Annotated in this window: 14 protein-coding genes; 4 read left to right on the top strand and 10 right to left on the bottom strand. The window is 69.3% G+C overall.

The window, feature by feature from the left end; genetic code table 11:
• Positions 1-18: 18 nt before the first annotated feature.
• Positions 19-639 carry a TetR/AcrR family transcriptional regulator gene (locus CAM01S_RS12280; RefSeq protein WP_066522025.1) on the top strand — a complete coding sequence of 207 codons (621 nt, stop codon included), beginning with the start codon at positions 19-21 and terminating at the stop codon, positions 637-639.
• A 222-nt stretch (positions 640-861) separates the two neighbouring features.
• On the opposite strand, the gene CAM01S_RS12275 is transcribed toward CAM01S_RS12280, so the two are convergent.
• The gene (locus CAM01S_RS12275; protein ID WP_066522023.1) at positions 862-3,144 is read right to left on the bottom strand and encodes a polyribonucleotide nucleotidyltransferase; all 2,283 of its coding nucleotides are present in this window, start codon (positions 3,142-3,144) and stop codon (positions 862-864) included.
• 316 nt (positions 3,145-3,460) lie between these two features.
• Between CAM01S_RS12275 and CAM01S_RS12270 the strand changes: the two genes are divergently transcribed.
• Positions 3,461-4,738, top strand: a complete 1,278-nt coding sequence (locus CAM01S_RS12270; protein ID WP_157071555.1) for an aggregation-promoting factor C-terminal-like domain-containing protein — start codon at positions 3,461-3,463, stop codon at positions 4,736-4,738.
• A 27-nt stretch (positions 4,739-4,765) separates the two neighbouring features.
• Here the strand turns inward: CAM01S_RS12270 and CAM01S_RS12265 are convergent, their stop codons facing one another.
• The 6 genes from CAM01S_RS12265 to CAM01S_RS12240 form a co-directional block, all read right to left on the bottom strand.
• Positions 4,766-5,455, bottom strand: a complete 690-nt coding sequence (locus CAM01S_RS12265) for a CE1759 family FMN reductase (RefSeq protein ID WP_083528009.1) — start codon at positions 5,453-5,455, stop codon at positions 4,766-4,768.
• A 213-nt stretch (positions 5,456-5,668) separates the two neighbouring features.
• Positions 5,669-5,938 (bottom strand): 30S ribosomal protein S15, encoded by a 270-nt coding sequence (gene rpsO, locus CAM01S_RS12260; protein ID WP_066522018.1) that lies wholly within the window; start codon positions 5,936-5,938, stop codon positions 5,669-5,671.
• 139 nt (positions 5,939-6,077) lie between these two features.
• Entirely contained in the window at positions 6,078-6,914 is an 837-nt protein-coding gene (locus CAM01S_RS12255) for an NERD domain-containing protein (protein WP_066522011.1), read from the bottom strand.
• A 103-nt stretch (positions 6,915-7,017) separates the two neighbouring features.
• Positions 7,018-9,246 carry a HelD family protein gene (locus tag CAM01S_RS12250; RefSeq protein ID WP_083528008.1) on the bottom strand — a complete coding sequence of 743 codons (2,229 nt, stop codon included), beginning with the start codon at positions 9,244-9,246 and terminating at the stop codon, positions 7,018-7,020.
• A gap of 99 nt (positions 9,247-9,345) precedes the next feature.
• On the bottom strand, positions 9,346-10,182 hold the full coding sequence (locus CAM01S_RS12245) for an aldo/keto reductase (RefSeq protein WP_066522007.1): 837 nt from the start codon (positions 10,180-10,182) through the stop codon (positions 9,346-9,348).
• Positions 10,182-10,553, bottom strand: coding sequence for an FKBP-type peptidyl-prolyl cis-trans isomerase (locus CAM01S_RS12240; protein WP_066522005.1), 372 nt, complete (start codon positions 10,551-10,553; stop codon positions 10,182-10,184). Before CAM01S_RS12240 ends, CAM01S_RS12245 begins: the two co-directional genes overlap by 1 nt.
• A 57-nt stretch (positions 10,554-10,610) precedes the next feature.
• Between CAM01S_RS12240 and CAM01S_RS12235 the strand changes: the two genes are divergently transcribed.
• Together CAM01S_RS12235 and CAM01S_RS12230 are read left to right on the top strand one after the other, a co-directional pair.
• Positions 10,611-11,927 carry an MFS transporter gene (locus CAM01S_RS12235; protein ID WP_066522003.1) on the top strand — a complete coding sequence of 439 codons (1,317 nt, stop codon included), beginning with the start codon at positions 10,611-10,613 and terminating at the stop codon, positions 11,925-11,927.
• 80 nt (positions 11,928-12,007) lie between these two features.
• Positions 12,008-13,093 carry a YihY/virulence factor BrkB family protein gene (locus CAM01S_RS12230; protein WP_066522001.1) on the top strand — a complete coding sequence of 362 codons (1,086 nt, stop codon included), beginning with the start codon at positions 12,008-12,010 and terminating at the stop codon, positions 13,091-13,093.
• 14 nt (positions 13,094-13,107) lie between these two features.
• On the opposite strand, the gene CAM01S_RS12225 is transcribed toward CAM01S_RS12230, so the two are convergent.
• From CAM01S_RS12225 to CAM01S_RS12215, 3 genes are all read right to left on the bottom strand, one after another.
• Positions 13,108-14,619, bottom strand: coding sequence for an aspartate ammonia-lyase (locus tag CAM01S_RS12225; RefSeq protein ID WP_066521998.1), 1,512 nt, complete (start codon positions 14,617-14,619; stop codon positions 13,108-13,110).
• A 96-nt stretch (positions 14,620-14,715) separates the two neighbouring features.
• Positions 14,716-16,047 (bottom strand): thymidine phosphorylase, encoded by a 1,332-nt coding sequence (locus tag CAM01S_RS12220; RefSeq protein WP_066521996.1) that lies wholly within the window; start codon positions 16,045-16,047, stop codon positions 14,716-14,718.
• On the bottom strand, positions 16,044-16,493 hold the full coding sequence (locus CAM01S_RS12215) for a cytidine deaminase (RefSeq protein WP_066521995.1): 450 nt from the start codon (positions 16,491-16,493) through the stop codon (positions 16,044-16,046). Before CAM01S_RS12215 ends, CAM01S_RS12220 begins: the two co-directional genes overlap by 4 nt.
• Positions 16,494-16,544 lie beyond the last annotated feature (51 nt).

Here is a 16,544-nt window from a genome sequence, read left to right as displayed (position 1 = left end):
GTCCCAAGGAGCCACGCTGTGACGGTCGATTCCCCCCAACCGACCGTCCAGCGTCTCCTTGACTCGCAAGCCCAACAGCACACCGGTGCACGACCAGGGGCGAAAGCGCGCATTCTCGAGACGGCGTCGCGGCTCTTCTACGAAGAGGGAATCCACGCCGTCGGCGTCGACCGGCTGATCGCCGAGGCGAGCGTCACGAAGGCGACCTTCTACAAGCACTATGGCTCGAAGGACAACCTGATCCTCGCCTACATGCGCGCCGAGCACGAGGCGGCGTCAACGACCATGAGCGCTATTCGCAACGATGCCGGGACGCCCGCGTCCGCGATCCGGGATTGGGTCGCGGCGGTCGTCGCGTCAACGAATCGCGCGCGCTTCCGCGGTTGCGCGTTTCTCAACGCCGCTGCCGAATATCACGATCCTCGCCATGCAGTCCGCGAACTCGTCGCAGCGCATCGCGACTGGTACACCGAGCAACTGGCGGATCTGCTGAGCGCCGCGGGCCACCCGCTCCCGGGCGATGGAGCCGACGAGCTCCTCCTCGCACGCGACGGCGCAATGATGGGCGCCTATGCGGGCGACCCGATCGCTGCCACTGCTGCACTCAACCGCGTCGCGAACCGCGTCCTCGCCGCATAGTCCGGCTCGACCCGCCTCCCTCGCAGTCCGAGCACGGCAGGCTCCGGGGAGTGCGGGCAGGCTCCGCCGAAGCCGCTCCGAGTGGCGCAGGCTCGAGCAGTGCAGGCTCCGGGCAGTCCGGGCAGTCCAGGCTCCGGGCAGTCCACCGCTCGCCGAAGCGACCCCGTACAACGACAACGGCCGCCGCACCGAATGGTGCAGCGGCCGTTGTCGTCAGCAGCCTCAGACGGTTGCGTCGACGGTCTCAGGCGTCGCGCCCGACGAGTCCGTGTCAGCGTCCTCGGCGATCACCGGCGCGAGCGACAGCTTGCCGCGGTCGTCCACCTTCGTGACCTCCACAAGCACCTTCTGGCCGACCCCGACGACGTCCTCGACGTTCTCGACACGCTTGCCACCGGCGAGCTTGCGGATCTCCGACACGTGCAGGAGCCCGTCGCGGCCGGGCAGCAGCGAGACGAATGCGCCGAACGTCGCGATCTTGACGACGGTTCCGAGGAACTGGTCGCCGACCTCGGGGTTCGTCGGGTTGGCGATCGCGTTGACCTGTGCGCGAGCTGCCTCAGCCGAAGGACCGTCGACCGCACCGATGTAGACGGTTCCGTCGTCCTCGATCGAGATCTCCGCGCCGGTCTCGTCCTGGATCCCGTTGATCGTCTTGCCCTTCGGGCCGATCAGCTCGCCGATCTTGTCGACGGGGATCTGCACCGAGATGATGCGCGGTGCCGTTTCCGCCATCTCGTCCGGAGCGTCGATGGCCTCGGTGAGCACACTGAGGATGGCGGTGCGCGCCTCCTTCGCCTGCTTCAGCGCGGCGTCGAGCACGGTCGACGGGATGCCGTCCAGCTTCGTGTCGAGCTGGATCGCCGTCACGAACTCGGACGTGCCGGCGACCTTGAAGTCCATGTCGCCGAGCGCGTCTTCAGCGCCGAGGATGTCGGTCAGCGCCGCATAGCGCGTCTGACCGTCGACGGTGTCGGACACGAGACCCATCGCGATACCGGCGACGGGCGCGCGCAGCGGAACACCCGCGTTGAGCAGCGACAGCGTGGACGCGCAGACCGAGCCCATCGAGGTCGAGCCGTTCGAGCCGAGGGCCTCCGAGACCTGACGGATCGCGTACGGGAACTCCTCGCGCGACGGCAGCACCGGGACGAGCGCCCGCTCGGCCAGGAAGCCATGCCCGATCTCGCGGCGCTTCGGCGAACCGACGCGGCCGGTCTCACCGGTCGAGTACGGCGGGAAATTGTAGTGGTGGAGGTACCGCTTCTTCATGACGGGCGACAGCGAGTCGATCTGCTGCTCCATCTTGAGCATGTTCAGCGTGGTCACGCCCAGGATCTGCGTCTCACCGCGCTGGAAGATGGCGGAACCGTGCACGCGCGGGATGACCGCAACCTCGGCATCGAGCGGACGGATGTCCGCCAGCCCACGGCCGTCGATGCGGACCTGCTCGGTGAGGATCCGGCCGCGGACGACCTTCTTCGTGACGGACTTGTACGCCGCGCTCACCTGCGACTCGGCGTCGGCGGGAAGCTCCCCGGACGCTGCCTTGTCAGCGATCGCCTTCTTGACCCGGTCCTTGAGCGCGTCGTCGGCGTTCTGGCGCTCGAGCTTGTCGGCGATCTTGTAGACGCCCGAGAGCTCGTCGAGCGCAAGCGCCTCGACGGCCGCGTAAAGCTCGTCGGAATACGCCGGGAACACCGGGTAGTCCTGGATCTCCTTGGCCGATTGCGCGGCCATCTTCGCCTGCGCCTCGACGAGGACCTTGAGGAACGGCTTGGCCGCCTCCAGCCCCTCGGCGACGACGGCCTCGTCCGGCTTGATCGCACCGCCCTGGATGTGATCCCAGGCGGTCTCGGTCGCTTCCGCCTCGACCATCATGATCGCGACGTCCTCGTTGCCCGACTCGTCCGTGACGACACGGCCCGCGACCGTCAGGTCGAACACGGCATCAGCGAGCTGCGAGTGCTTGGGGAACGCGACCCACTGGCCGCCACCGTTGTTGTCCGGCATGAGCGCGAGGCGAACGCCCGCGATCGGCCCGGAGAACGGCAGTCCGGAGATCTGCGTCGACGCGGAGGCAGCGTTGATGGCGAGCGCGTCATAGAACTCATCCGGAGCGATGCTCAGGACGGTGATGACGATCTGGACCTCGTTGCGGAGGCCGTCCACGAACGACGGGCGGAGCGGCCGGTCGATGAGACGGCACACCAGGATGGCCTCGGTCGAGGGGCGACCTTCACGGCGGAAGAACGAACCGGGGATCTTGCCCGCTGCGTACGAACGCTCTTCGACGTCGACGGTCAGCGGGAAGAAGTCGAAGCCCTCGCGCGGGTGCTTGCCCGCGGACGTGGCCGACAGAAGCATGGTTTCGTCGTCCAGGTATGCGGCGACCGCACCCTGGGCCTGCTGCGCGAGCCGGCCGGTTTCGAACCGGACGGTGCGCTTGCCGAACCGACCATTGTCGATGATCGCTTCGGCGAACTTGATTTCGGGACCCTCCAAAAGGGCGCCTCCTTTTCGTCGGCGGAGGTCGAAACGCTCCGTCGTCATGCGCAGGCGGCGAGAGGGGCACGTTGGTGCACACGCGGGCCCGTAAGGATGCGGGACGCATGCCTGGTCAGCAGTAGAAGTGCTCGGGTCGCTCGAACCCGCTCGCCACCACCGATGACCAGCGTCGTGCCAGCCTGCTCCGGATGGGATGATTCCAGCCCGGATATGCTCCGGACTGTCGAGAGTCTAGCATTCGTGCTGTCATCGAGGGGGTGGCGGTTCGGCATGGCGCGCGGAGATGCGTGCTGCGGTCATTACCCTGGATGCTATGCCGAGCAGTACCAGCCTGACCCTGCGCGGAGGCCGACGCTGGCCGGCAGCCCGACGTTTGCGCATGCCTGCCGCCGCGATCACGGCCGCGCTCCTGGCAGTCGGTGCCGCGGTCGCCGTCCCGAGCGCGGCGCAGGCGACCACCTATCCGACGTGGGCCGACGTCCAGGCAGCACAGGCGAACCAGGCCGCCAAGCAGGCCGAGGTGCAGACGATCCAGGCGGCGCTCCAGGCGGACCAGGCCGATGCCGCGGCGAAGTCGCAGGCGGCCCTCGTGGCGAGTGCGCAGAAGAATCAGGCTGAGGCAGCGCTCGCAGCAGCCGACCAGACGGCATCCAACCTGGACGCGCAGGCAACCGCCGCCGCCGCGACGGCGGCTCGCGCGCAGGAGCGCGCAGGACAGCTCGCCGCCAACCTGTACCGCGACGGCGCCGGCAACTCTGTGACGACACAGCTCGCCGCATCGAAGGACCCGAACCAGTTGCTCTACCAGCTCGGCACGCTGAGCCAGCTGTCGAGCACGTGGGCGGGCGTGATGAGCGACGCGAGCGTCGCGGCGAACACCGCGGCGGCATTGCACGAGCAGGCGGCACGGGCCGAAGCGGAGCGCAGCCGCCTCGCCGGTATCGCGGAGCAGAAGTCGCAGGCAGCAGACGCGGCGGTGGCCACGGCGAATGCCGCCGTCGCGACGACACAATCGCACGCGACCACGATGTACGCGCAGCTGGCGACCCTCCAGAACGTGACTGCGGAGACGGCACGGCAATACCAGATCGGTGTCCAGGTTGCGGCCCAGGTCGCCGCGCAGCAGGCGGCCGCGCGCCGCGCCGCCGAACAGGAGGCTGCCGCCCGCCAACGGCAACAGCAGCAACAACAGCAGCAGCAGCAGCAGCAGACCTCGACGACTTCGAGCGGAGGCTCGTCATCGAGCAGCGGCGCGCCGTCCACCGTCGGCGTGACCGTCAATCCGGCCGCGGCGCAGGCCTACGCCGCCAGCGCGATCGGCGCCTACGGCTGGGGGTCGGACCAGTTCACGTGCCTTCGGCAACTGTGGACGCAGGAATCCGGATGGCGCGCTGACGCGCTCAACGTGTCCAGTGGCGCGTACGGCATCCCGCAGGCGCTCCCGGCGAGCAAGATGGCGACGGCCGGCGCGGACTGGCGCACGAATCAGAACACGCAGATCGACTGGGGTCTCGCCTACATCAAGGACGCCTACGGTTCCCCCTGTGCGGCGTGGGCGCATGAGATGAGCCAGAACCCGCACTGGTACTGATTCCGTCGTATCCGCGAGTTCGCCGGTTCAGGCCCCGGTCGCCCGGACGAGTTCGGTCGCACCCGACGTGCCATGCCCTGGCATCGCACCCTCCTCCTCGGCGCCACGCGTCCCGTCGATGCTCGCTTCCTCCACATCGCCCCACGCAGGCAACACTGCTCGGGACCGACGGGAGGCGCCGACCAGCCAGGCGAGATCGTCCCCCGCTCGACGGATGCGGGCCTCCAGCGGCGCCGCGCCGGCTGACGACCAGTCCTCAGGCGCCACGAAGACCGCCGTCGGTGCGACACTCGCACGGAGATACGCAAAGACCGGCCGGATGCTCTGCTCGAGCGCCAGGGAGTGTCGGGCGGATCCGCCGGTCGCGCCGAGCAGCGTCGGGAGGTCGTGCACCGCATCGGGCGGGAGCACATCGAGGAACGACTTGGCGACGCCGGAGATTCCAGCGCTGAAGACGGGGGTCACAAAGACCAGGGCATCTGCGGACTGAACCTCGCGGACGGCACGCTCGAGCTCCGGCCCGAATCGCCCGGTCAGCAGGGCCTCCACGATGTCATGCGCAAGGGGACGCAGGTCGATGTCGATGCGGCGGGACGCGCCTCCCGCCCGGTCGGCGCGATCGAGGGCGACGGCGGCCGCATCTGCCAGGCGGTCGGCGAGCCGACGCGAGGACGAGGGCTGCGACAGCCCGGCGGAGACGACGGCGATCGTGGTCATGCGTGCACCTCTTCTGCGTTCGACCGCGGCATGATCACGACGCCGCTAGTCCATGCGTTTGCATGTATCACGATGAACCGCCCACCACACGTCGGCATTCCCCGAGAACGACGAACGCCCCACCACCCGAAGGTGACGGGGCGTTCGAGTCAAGACCGGACCCTCCCGGTCGGGAGGTACTTCGATCGTCGACCGTGGCCGGACGAACCGGACTTATCGACGCAGGCCGAGGCGCTCGATGAGCGAACGGTAGCGGTTGATGTCGACATCGGCGAGGTAGCCGAGGAGTCGACGACGCTGACCGACGAGGAGCAGCAGACCACGACGCGAGTGGTGGTCGTGCTTGTGCTCCTTGAGGTGCTCGGTGAGGTCCTTGATGCGCTGCGTGAGCACGGCCACCTGGACCTCGGGGGATCCCGTGTCGCCCGGGTGGGTCGCGTACTCGTCGATGATCGCCTTCTTGACGTCTGCATCGAGTGCCATAGGTGATCCCCTTTCTGCCCCAGGTCTGGGACGCTGTTGCGCGGTGCTCCGCACCGGATGTGCGGGCGCTCTCTCTCCGCGGCCGTTGGACGGCAACCAAAGGAGCCTAGCAGAGCGCGACACTCGCATCCGACACCGGTCAGAGCAAGCCGGGCACCGCCTCCGCGACGAGCACCGCAGCGACCGCGATCCCACCGCAGAGCGCCAGAGCCCACGCCACTCGCGCCAGACGGGCCGCGCGCACCGACCGGTCCAGCACCGCGAAGGCTGCGGCAACCGACCCGTCGCCATCCGGCATCTCGTCGGACCACGCCGACGCCGACCGGAGGACCGTGGCCGTCCGCCACGCCGCCTCATGGTCGAGGACCGCGGGCATCGCGGCGACCTCCCGCGCGAGCCGCCGAACGTCGGTCACCAGCGCATGCGGGACGGCCCCTACCTCGACAGCGACCTGAATCGCGCCGACAGCCGCGACGACCGGCGTCACCGGTACCGCCGGCATTCTCCGCATCGCGAGCATCGCCGCGACCCGCGTGGCAGCGGCACGTGCGTCCACGGTCATCGCCGCCACATCTGCGGCGTGACGAGAGCCCACCGAGGCGACAACACGCTGATCCGGGCAGCGCTTCGTCGACACCACGAGCACGCCCATCGGACCGACGACGACGTGCGCGAGTCCGGAACCCGGCATCGGCACTCGGTCCGGAGTATCCGGAAGGCTGTGCAGGACCACGTACTCCGCGTCGAGCGACTCCAGGACGCGACCGGATGTCCGTTCGGCCAGCGCGGTCAGGTACCAGGCACGAGCCTCCAGCGTGAGGACATGACTGCCGAACAGCGCGGCCAGCGGTGATCGCTCCGGCGCACGGCGCTGTGCAGCGAGGCACAGCGCCATCGCACCCTCCCCCGCAAGCCGGCGCCCGAGGTCGTCGAACGCGACCCGGCCCACCCCGGGGTCCTCACGCACCTCGACCACGCCTCGCCTCTCCGGCGCTCACGCGACCGCCAACAGCGAGCATGTCGGCTCACGGGCAGGAGCGGTAGGACCTCTCCGGGGTACACGCGCCCGCGACGCAGACTCAGTCGACGATCACGAGTCGTCGCGTCGGTCGGGTCATCGCCACGTACACGGCCGCAGCGGCGCGAGCAGCATCGGCTCCCACTCCGCTCGGGTCGACGAGCACCACGCCGTCGAACTCGAGTCCCTTCGCCGCCGCACCGGTCAGCACCGTGGTCGCGCCCGGCCGGGGCGCGTCGACCGACCGGACGTCGCCCGACGGCGCGAGTGCAGCGCGTGCAGACGCGACCAGCCCTTCCGGGACGATCACACCGATCGTGCCGGACCCGATTCGCGCTCGTTCCGCGCGCACGACCTCCTCGACGGTCCGAAGCAGATCCGCGCCGCGACCCACGCGCTCCACCTCGTCGCCGTCGCGAACCGCGTCGGTCCGCGTGACCTGCAACCCGGAGGCCTTCGCGAACGAGGCCGCGGCGTCGACGATCTGCCGCGGCGTGCGGTAGTTCACCGTGAGCCGCTCGATCCGGTGCGGCACCGCCCCACCCGCGCCGTGCGGACGGCGCCGCGCAAGCGCGCCGAGCACGTCGTCCCAGGTGCGAGCCGCAGCCGGCGACGACCCCTGGGCCATATCGCCGACGATGGTGAAGGACCGGAGCGGGTTGCGTCGCGCCAGCAGACGCCACTGCATCGGGGAGAGCTCTTGCGCCTCGTCGACGACGATGTGCCCGTAGGTCCATTCGCGGTCCTCCGCGGCACGTTCGGCCGTCGTCCGCGGGTCACCGCCCTCGGCAAATGCGTCGGCGACCTGCTCGGCGCTGACAATTCCTTCGACGCCCATGTTCTCGATCGCCTGCCGGGCGTTCTCAAGGTCGCGACGGTGCGCAGCGCGCGCGAGACGCTTCTTCGAGCCGCCGCTCGGATCGAACGCGCCGAGAAGCTCGGCCGCCTCATCGAGCAGCGGGATGTCCTCGATCGTGAACGCCTCGCCACGAGCCCGAGCGAGGAGCGCACGTCGCTCCGGGGACCACCGTGGCGTCAGCGACGCCAGCCACGCGGGCCGCGCATACAGGTCCTCGATCAGCTTCTGGGCCGACAGCGGCAACCATGCCGTGTTCAGCAGCACCCGCACGTCGTACGAGGACCGGATGTCCTCGCGGAGCACCTTCTCGTCGGCCTCGTCGATCGTCGTCCCACGCTCCCGCAGCCGCTCGGCGAGCAGCCGCGTCAGCGCATCGAGCGCGATCCGATTGAAGGTCACTCGGCCGACATTGTGCGGTCGGCCGCGATCCTGGGCACGTCGCATGGCCTCTCCGACGAGCTCGGGCGGAACCTCGAGCCGTTCACCGTCGACGTCGACGACGACCGCAGCGGTCGGGGGCACCTGTCGTGACCGCACCGCGCGGCGAAGCAGATCCGCCATCTCCGCCGACCCCTTGACCGCCGCAGTCGCCGGCGCGTCGTGCGCGGTCGCGGTGACCCCGGGATAGAGCGTGCCGAGCGATGCCATCACGACGCCCGTCTCGCCGAGCGACGGCAGCACCTGCTCGATATAGGTCAGGAAGGCGTCGGACGGACCGACGACGAGAATGCCCGACCCGCGGAGCCGCGCACGATAGGAGTAGAGCAGGAAAGCGGCCCGGTGCAACGCGACCGCGGTCTTGCCCGTGCCCGGGCCACCCTGCACGATGAGCACACCCTCGAGCTCGGACCGGATGATCCGGTCCTGCTCCGCCTGGATGGTGGCGACGATGTCGGTCATCCGCCCCGTGCGCTCGGCCGTCACCGCCGCAAGCAGCGCGGCCTCGCCCTGCAGATGGGTGCGGTCGCTGTCGTAGAGGTCCGGATCGAACACTTCATCGTCGATGCCGACCACGTTCCGACCGTCGAGCGTCAGGTGCCGGCGCGCCCGCATGCCCATCGGGTGCGCGGCGGTCGCTTGGTAGAACGCGCTCGCCCCGGGCACGCGCCAGTCGAGCAGCATCGGACGATGCTCGGCGTCGCGGAGGCCGACCCGGCCGATATACCGGAAAGGCGCTTCATCGTCAGGCGGGTCCGCGACTTCCAGTCGCCCGAAGACCAGGCGATCCCCCACATGCTGGAGCGTTCGGACGGTGTCTTCGTACAGCCGCGCATACGCGTCGCGCTCGCTGCGACTCTGATGGTTGCCGCCGACGGCCTCGGCACGCGTGGCAGCCAGCTGCACGCGCGCCTGCTCGGTCAGCTCGTCGAGCCGCGCGAAGAGCTCGCTGACAATGCGTCGCTCCCGGTCGATCTCGCTCTGTTCTGGCACACCGAACCCTTCTCGACGGGGGAACAATCCTACCGCTCGCAGAGGAACGGCGGGGTGCGCCCCGATGGACGCTCCCCGCCGTTCGGCAACGATCGTGAACTACATCTCCTCGTGCGTGTCCGGGTCGCCGTCCCAGAGCCGACCCCGCTCGAGTCCGCTGATCGCCGACATCTCGTCGTCAGTCAGTGTGAACCCGAACACATCGAGGTTCTCCCGCTGGCGCCCGGCGTCGCCCGACTTCGGAACCGGCACGGCGCCGAGCTGGACGTGCCAACGGAGCACCACCTGGACAGGTTCGACACCGTGCGCGGCCGCCGCAGACCGGATCGGCGCCTCCTGCAGGAGTTCGCTCCGCTTCGCCAGCGGACTCCACGACTCCGTGACGATGCCGAGCCGCTCGTGGACGGCTCGCATGGCCTCCTGCGGGAAGAACGGGTGCAGCTCGATCTGGTTCACGGCCGGGGCCACACCGGTCGCGTCGATGATTTGCGTCAGGTGCTCCTCGGTGAAGTTCGAGACGCCGATCGAGCGCACCACGCCGCTGTCGCGCAGGTCCACGAGGGCCCGCCAGGTGTCGACGAACTTGCCAACGGACGGGTTCGGCCAATGGATGAGGTACAGGTCGATCGACTCGAGGCCGAGGTTCGCCAGGCTCTCCTCGACCGAGCGGTGGGCCTCGTCCCAGCCGTGGTGCCGACCGGGCAGCTTCGACGTGACCACGAACTCGGAACGGGGCACATCCGATGCACGCACCGCGCGACCGACCGCATCCTCGTTGCCGTAGTTCAACGCGGTATCGAGCAGGCGGTAGCCCGACCGGATCGCGTCGCCGACCGCAGCGGTTCCCGCGTCGCCGTTCAGCCCGTATGTCCCGAGTCCGAGGACCGGCAGACGGTGCCCGTCGTTGAGCTCGCGGGTCGAAACGACCGGGGTCATCAGCGAACGCCGAGCAGATCGATGACGAAGATCAGGGTCTTGCCGGAAAGGAAATGTCCGCCGCCCGCGGGGCCGTAGGCCAGCTCCGGAGGCACGACGAGCTTGCGCCGTCCGCCCACCTTCATCCCGGGGATCCCCTCCTGCCACCCGCGGACGAGCGCCGCAAGCGGGAAGTCGATGGGCTCGCCGCGGTTCCACGACGAGTCGAATTCCTCGCCCGAGTCGTATTCGACGCCCACGTAGTGCACCTTGACGGTCGAGCCCGCCTCCGCCTCCGCGCCGTCACCGGTGACGATGTCGACGATCTGGAGGTCCGCGGGCGCCGGTCCGTCGGGCGCGTCGATCTCTGGCTTGCTGCTCGTGTCTGTCATGCGGCAAGTCAACCAGACGCGGCGGAACGCCCGCAGAGGCGACAGAATGGTTCCACCGTGACACAATCTGACGCGCCCGCGCGCTCTCGCGTCTTCGCCGACATCACTCCGATCCGCCGCTCCCCCGCGTTCGCGCGACTCTGGATCGGGAGCACGATCTCGGGCATCGGGACGCAGATGACCACCGTCGCGGTCGGGCTCGAGGTCTACGCCATCACGGCGTCGACGTTCGCGGTGTCGCTCGTCGCCGTCATCGCGCTCATCCCGATGGTGGTCGCCGGGCTCTACGGCGGCATGCTCGCCGACGCGTTCGATCGACGGCACGTCGCCGTCATCGCGGCACTGTTCGCCTGGGGATCGACCGCGATGATCGCCACGCACGCCTGGCTCGGCCTGCACGAGGTGGGGCTGCTGTATCTGCTCGCGACGATCAACACCGTTGCGGGGACTGTGCTGAGCGCGTCCCGGTCTGCGATTATCCCGCGACTCGTCGGGCCCGATCAGCTTCGAGCGGCGAGCGCGCTCGGCGGGATCTCCGCGGGACTCGCCGTCACGGTCGGGCCAGCAGTGGCGGGTGTGCTCGTCGCCGCGGTCGGCTTCGCTCCGACCTACACGGTCGACGTCGTGCTGTTCAGCTTCGGATTCCTCGGGATCCTCGCGCTGCCGCGCATGGCACCCGAGGTCGGGGCGCTTCGGCCGGGGATCGGTTCGTTCGTCGAGGGCGTCGCGTTCCTCCGCGGCGCCCCGACGATCACCATGACGTTCGTGCTGGACATCGTCGCGATGACGTTCGGGCAGCCGATCGTGCTCTTTCCCGCCATCGGTGCACTCGTCGTGGGCGGCGGCTCCGTGACCGTCGGGGTGATGACCGCCGCCTACGCCGCCGGATCGCTGCTCTCCGGAGTGTTCTCCGGCCCGCTGCATCACGTTCGCCGGCAGGGCGCGGCGGTCGGCTGGGCGATCAGCGCGTACGGCGCGAGCATCGCTCTGTTCGGCATCGTCATCGCCGCGGCGCGGCTCCTCGGGGGTGCAGCACACGTCGGGTTCGTTCCCCAGATCCTTCCGGCGGTCGCGCTGGCGTGCGCCTGCCTGCTGCTCGCCGGAGGCGCGGACAACGTGAGCTCCGTGTTCCGCGGGACGATCCTCCAGGCGGCATCGCCGGACGGCATGCGGGGGCGCCTCCAGGGCATCTTCGTCGTCGTGGTGACCGGAGGCCCGCGGCTCGGCAGCCTGTTCGCGGGTCTCGTCGTCGCGGCGGGGATCGCCGCCCCGCCGATCCTCGGCGGCCTGGTGATCATCGCGCTCGTGGCCGTGCTGCTTCGCGTCGTGCCGTCGTTCCGACGCTACGACGCCGAGCATCCGACCCTTCGCTGAGGCGTCTGCGCGGGTGCGACCGTCGCTCGGCGTACAACGCTCCACGCGCACGAAGGCGCCCCGTCGGTAGCGTGCAGACCATGACGCGGCGGGATGAGCGCGCGCTGCAGCGCCGAGGCGTGCGCGCTGCGATCCGGCGCACCTACCACGACGTCGCCCGGCATCGGGTGATCGACGAGTCGGGTGCACTGACATTCTTCGGGACCCTCGCGCTGTTCCCAGCAGCACTGACCGTGATGTCGACGTTCGCGATCCTGCACTCGAAAGACGGCGGTCTGACGATCGCGGTCGACGTCGTCGGCGTGCTGTTCCGGAAATCGGTCGCGGAACACCTGCGGGGTCCGCTGCAGCAGCTCCTGCACATGCAGAACCCGTGGGTCGGCCTTGCACTGGGGCTGGTGCTCACCACCTGGTCGCTGTCGTCGTACGCGACGTCGTTCGGCCGCACGATGGACAGCGCCTATGACGTCCAGGAGGGCCGCCGGATCTGGAGATTCCGCTCCCGTATGGTCGGCGTCGCGCTGCTGCTCATGGGCGGCACCGCGATCGCACTCGTGGTGCTCTTCGGCACCCCGTCGGTCGCACGATCGATCTGCGAACGTCAGCTGCACCTGCCGTCGGCCTGGGCACTGGTGTGGGACATCGGCAAATGGCCCGTCCTCGTGGCGGTGCTCGTCGTGATGGTCGCAGTGCTGTACTCCGCAACACCCATCGTTCGGCCGCCTGCATGGCGGTGGGTGTCCGCCGGCGCCGCATTCGCGATCATCGTCTGGGCGCTCGCCACGGTCGGATTCACCGCCTATGTGCAGACGCTCGGCGGATCCACCAGGTCCTACGGGTGGCTCGGCGGCGGAATCCTGCTGCTGGCGTACCTCTATGTCTCGAACTTCGTGCTCGTCGTCGGAGGCGAGTTCGACACGGAGATGATCCGTCAGCGGCAGCTCTTCGCCGACATCGACGCGGTGTCACGGATCCCGCTGCCATTCCGCGACACGAAGCGACTTGCCGCGATTGCTCGCTGGAAGCGCGAGGACGAGGAGACCGCCGCGCAGATTCGGCACGATGCGAGGCGGTTCCCGCCGGACAGCGACGGTGAGCGGGAGGCTGAACGCGAGCTTCGGGAGGCGGCGTCACGCCGGAACGTGGACGATTCCGTCGGGCGCTGAGCGCCACGCACCGCTCAACCGTTCCGCGGCCTCGTCGCGTGCGCGTCGAGCATCTCCTCGGTCACGATCGGGATCGCACCGGTCGCCAGTTCGATGCCCGACAATCGTGCCGGGCTCAGCACCCGATGCACCTGCGCCTCGTCCATGAGGCCAGCGGCGACGACCAGCGTGGCGATCGGCGTGGACGTGGTGAGCGCAGTGTGCGCGATCGATGCCGCCGCGGCGTACCCGATGTACGGGGTCAGCGCGGTCACGACGCCGACGTTCGTGTCGACCTGCGCAGCGAGCTTCGCCGCGTTCGCCTCGATACCCGCGACGCAATGCTCTCGCAGCGTGTCGCATCCGCGCGCCATCCACTGCAGCGACTGCATGATCGAGTGCGCGATGATCGGCTCGAACGCGTTGAGCTGCAGTTGCCCGCCCTCCGCCGCCATGGTGACCGTCGTGTCCGCTCCGGCGACCGCGAACGCGATCTGGTTCACGACCTCCGGAATGACCGGGTTCACCTTGCCTGGCATGATCGACGACCCCGCCTGCCTCGGCGGCAACGTGATCTCACCGAGGCCCGCCTGCGGACCTGACGACAGCAGCCGCAGGTCGTTGCAGATCTTCGAGAGCTTTGTCGCGCTGCGCTTGACCGACGCGGACAGGGTCAAGAACACCCCGGCGTCGCTCGTGGCTTCGATGAGGTCGGGAGCCGTGACGACCTCGATGCCGGAGGCTTCGGCAAGCTGGCGACGAACCTCCGTTCGGTACTGCGGGTCGGCGGTGATACCCGTCCCGATGGCAGTGGCGCCCAGGTTGATCTCCGCGAGCAGCGGAATGACCTTGCCGAGGAGCACGACGTCTTCGGCGATGGTGTGCGAGAACCCGGTGAACTCCTGCCCGAGCGTCATCGGCACGGCGTCCTGCAGCTGCGTCCGCCCCACCTTGAGCACCTCCGCGAAGGCGACGCCGCGCTCGGCGAAGGCTGCCGAGAGCGCTTCCAGGGCGGTCATCAGACGGCGGACACCGAAGATCATGGCGAGCTTGATCGACGTCGGATAGGTGTCGTTCGTCGACTGGCTGCGGTTGACGTGGTCGATGGGGTGCAGAAACGCGTAGTCGCCGCGTTCGCGGCCGAGAATCTCGAGCGCACGGTTGGCGAGCACTTCGTTCGTGTTCATGTTCGTCGACGTGCCGGCCCCGCCCTGCACGATGTCCACGATGAACTGATCGCGAAGTGCGCCGTCGCGCACCTCCTGCGCGGCCTGATCGATCGCGTCAGCACGCTCCGCGTCGAGCACGCCGATGGCCTTGTTCGCCCGGGCGGCTGCCTGCTTGACCGTGGCGAGCGCTTCGATCAGATCCGGATAGACCGAGATCGGCACCGAGGTGATCGGGAAGTTCTCGAGTGCCCGCAGCGTGTGCACCCCCCAATAGGCGTTCGCCGGGACCTCACGCGAGCCGAGCGAATCGGTCTCGGTACGGGTCAGGGGCGCGGAGCGGGGATCGTTGGTCACGAGGGTTCCTCCTGTCACGGGCATCGCTTCGTCGAGATGACCGCATCGAACGCGTTCGCGGGGCGCTTGTGGCGTCGGCCGCGCTGGCGGAACCGAGCCTACCGGCCGGACCAGCGCCGATCAGCCGATGCGCTCGACGACGAGCGGTCCGCGTTCCGGAGCGGTGTCGGCGACCGACCACGCGCCCTCGAGCGCCGCAAGCGCGCGATCGAACCGTTTGGGCTCATCGGAGTGCAGCGTCCACAGGGGAGAACCGGCGACAACGCGGTCACCGGGCTTCACGTGCAGCTCGACGCCGGCGCCGGCCTGGACGCGGTCGGCTGCGCGCGCTCGACCGGCACCGAGCCTCCAGGCAGCGATCCCGAACGCGAGCGCGTCCTGCTCAGCGAGCACGCCCGAACGGTCCGCGACGACGACGTGCTGCTCGCGCGCCATCGGAAGTGCCGCATCCGGATCACCGCCCTGCGCCACGATCATCCGCCGCCACGTGTCCATCGCGGACCCATCGCGCAGCGCGCGCTCGGGGTCGGCGTCCGGCTGCCCAGCGAGGCGGAGCATCTCGCGAGCGAGCGCGATCGTGAGATCCACCACATCGGCGGGGCCGCCACCGGCGAGCACCTCGATCGACTCACGGACCTCGAGGGCGTTGCCGATGGTCCGGCCGAGGGGAACCGACATGTCGGTGAGCAGCGCGGTCGTGGCCACGCCGGCATCCGTCCCGAGATCGACCATCGTGCGCGCGAGGGCTCGCGACTGCTCGATGTCCTGGAGGAACGCGCCCGACCCGAACTTCACGTCGAGCACGAGGGCGCTCGTGCCCTCGGCGATCTTCTTCGACATGATGCTCGACGCGATCAGCGGGATGCATTCGACCGTGCCCGTGACATCGCGGAGCGCGTAGAGCTTCTTGTCCGCTGGTGCGAGCCCGCTCCCTGCGGCGCAGACGACCGCGCCGACGTCGCGCAGGATCGCACGCATCCGCTCGTTCGAGAGCGCCGCCTGCCAGCCGGGGATCGACTCGAGCTTGTCAAGGGTCCCGCCGGTGTGGCCGAGCCCACGCCCCGAGAGCTGCGGCACCGCCACGCCGAACGACGCAACGAGCGGCGCCAGTGGCAGCGTGATCTTGTCGCCGACGCCGCCGGTCGAGTGCTTGTCGACCGTCGGCTTCCCGAGCCCGTCGAACGACATCCGCTCCCCCGAGGCGATCATCGCGAGGGTGAAATCGCTGATCTCGCGCCGGTTCATGCCCCGAAGGAAGATCGCCATCGCGAGCGATGCCATCTGCTCATCGCCGACGTACCCGCGCGTGTATGCATCGATCAGCCAGCCGATCGCGTCGGAATCCAGCGGCCCACCTGACCGCTTGGTACGGATCAGGTCGACGACGTCGAACGGCTCTGCGGTCGGAACCGCATCGGAATCTGCGGGAGACGTGCGGGTGCTCTCGGTCAATGCGACTCCTGGTAGGTGCGAAGCGTGCGCGGCCCGAACGCGTCTGGCAGGACCTCGTCGATGGTGCGAATGCCGGAGAGGGTCTCCAGGAGCATGCCCGGCGCCGAGTGTTCGAAGAGCAGCTGTCGGCACCGCCCGCACGGCATCAGTGTCGAGCCGTCCCCGTCAACGCAGGTGAACGCGACGAGCGTGCCGCCGCCGGTCATGTGCAGCTGCGACACGAGCGAGCATTCCGCGCAGAGCGTCACGCCGTAGGACGCGTTCTCGACGTTGCAGCCGGACACGACGCGGCCGTCATCGGTCAGGGCCGCGGCCCCGACCGGGAACCGCGAGTACGGCACGTACGCGTGGACGAGCGCCGCTGTGGCGGCGTCGCGGAGCGCCGCCCAGTCAATCGGCGATGCCTGCGGAGTGGGCGCGGGCGATTCGGGCGGTGCGGGATTCACGGGGACAGGCCTCCAGACAGGCGTCGAGACGGCGAGACGGCGCGGGCGCGA

This window comes from Curtobacterium ammoniigenes NBRC 101786 (genome assembly GCF_001571045.1).
Taxonomy (GTDB): Bacteria; Actinomycetota; Actinomycetes; order Actinomycetales; family Microbacteriaceae; genus Curtobacterium; species Curtobacterium ammoniigenes.
Note: the sequence above shows the minus strand (reverse complement) of the source record. Positions and strands in the feature narration are given on the sequence as shown.

What these genes read in the sequence shown, in the direction of transcription:
- CAM01S_RS12230 (WP_066522001.1), top strand. Translation starts at nt 12,008, where the DNA reads ATGACGCGGCGGGATGAGCGCGCGCTGCAGCGCCGAGGCGTGCGCGCT.
- CAM01S_RS12225 (WP_066521998.1), bottom strand. Translation starts at nt 14,619, where the DNA reads ATGCCCGTGACAGGAGGAACCCTCGTGACCAACGATCCCCGCTCCGCG.
- rpsO (WP_066522018.1), bottom strand. Translation starts at nt 5,938, where the DNA reads ATGGCACTCGATGCAGACGTCAAGAAGGCGATCATCGACGAGTACGCG.
- CAM01S_RS12265 (WP_083528009.1), bottom strand. Translation starts at nt 5,455, where the DNA reads ATGACCACGATCGCCGTCGTCTCCGCCGGGCTGTCGCAGCCCTCGTCC.
- CAM01S_RS12270 (WP_157071555.1), top strand. Translation starts at nt 3,461, where the DNA reads ATGCCGAGCAGTACCAGCCTGACCCTGCGCGGAGGCCGACGCTGGCCG.
- CAM01S_RS12240 (WP_066522005.1), bottom strand. Translation starts at nt 10,553, where the DNA reads ATGACAGACACGAGCAGCAAGCCAGAGATCGACGCGCCCGACGGACCG.
- CAM01S_RS12245 (WP_066522007.1), bottom strand. Translation starts at nt 10,182, where the DNA reads ATGACCCCGGTCGTTTCGACCCGCGAGCTCAACGACGGGCACCGTCTG.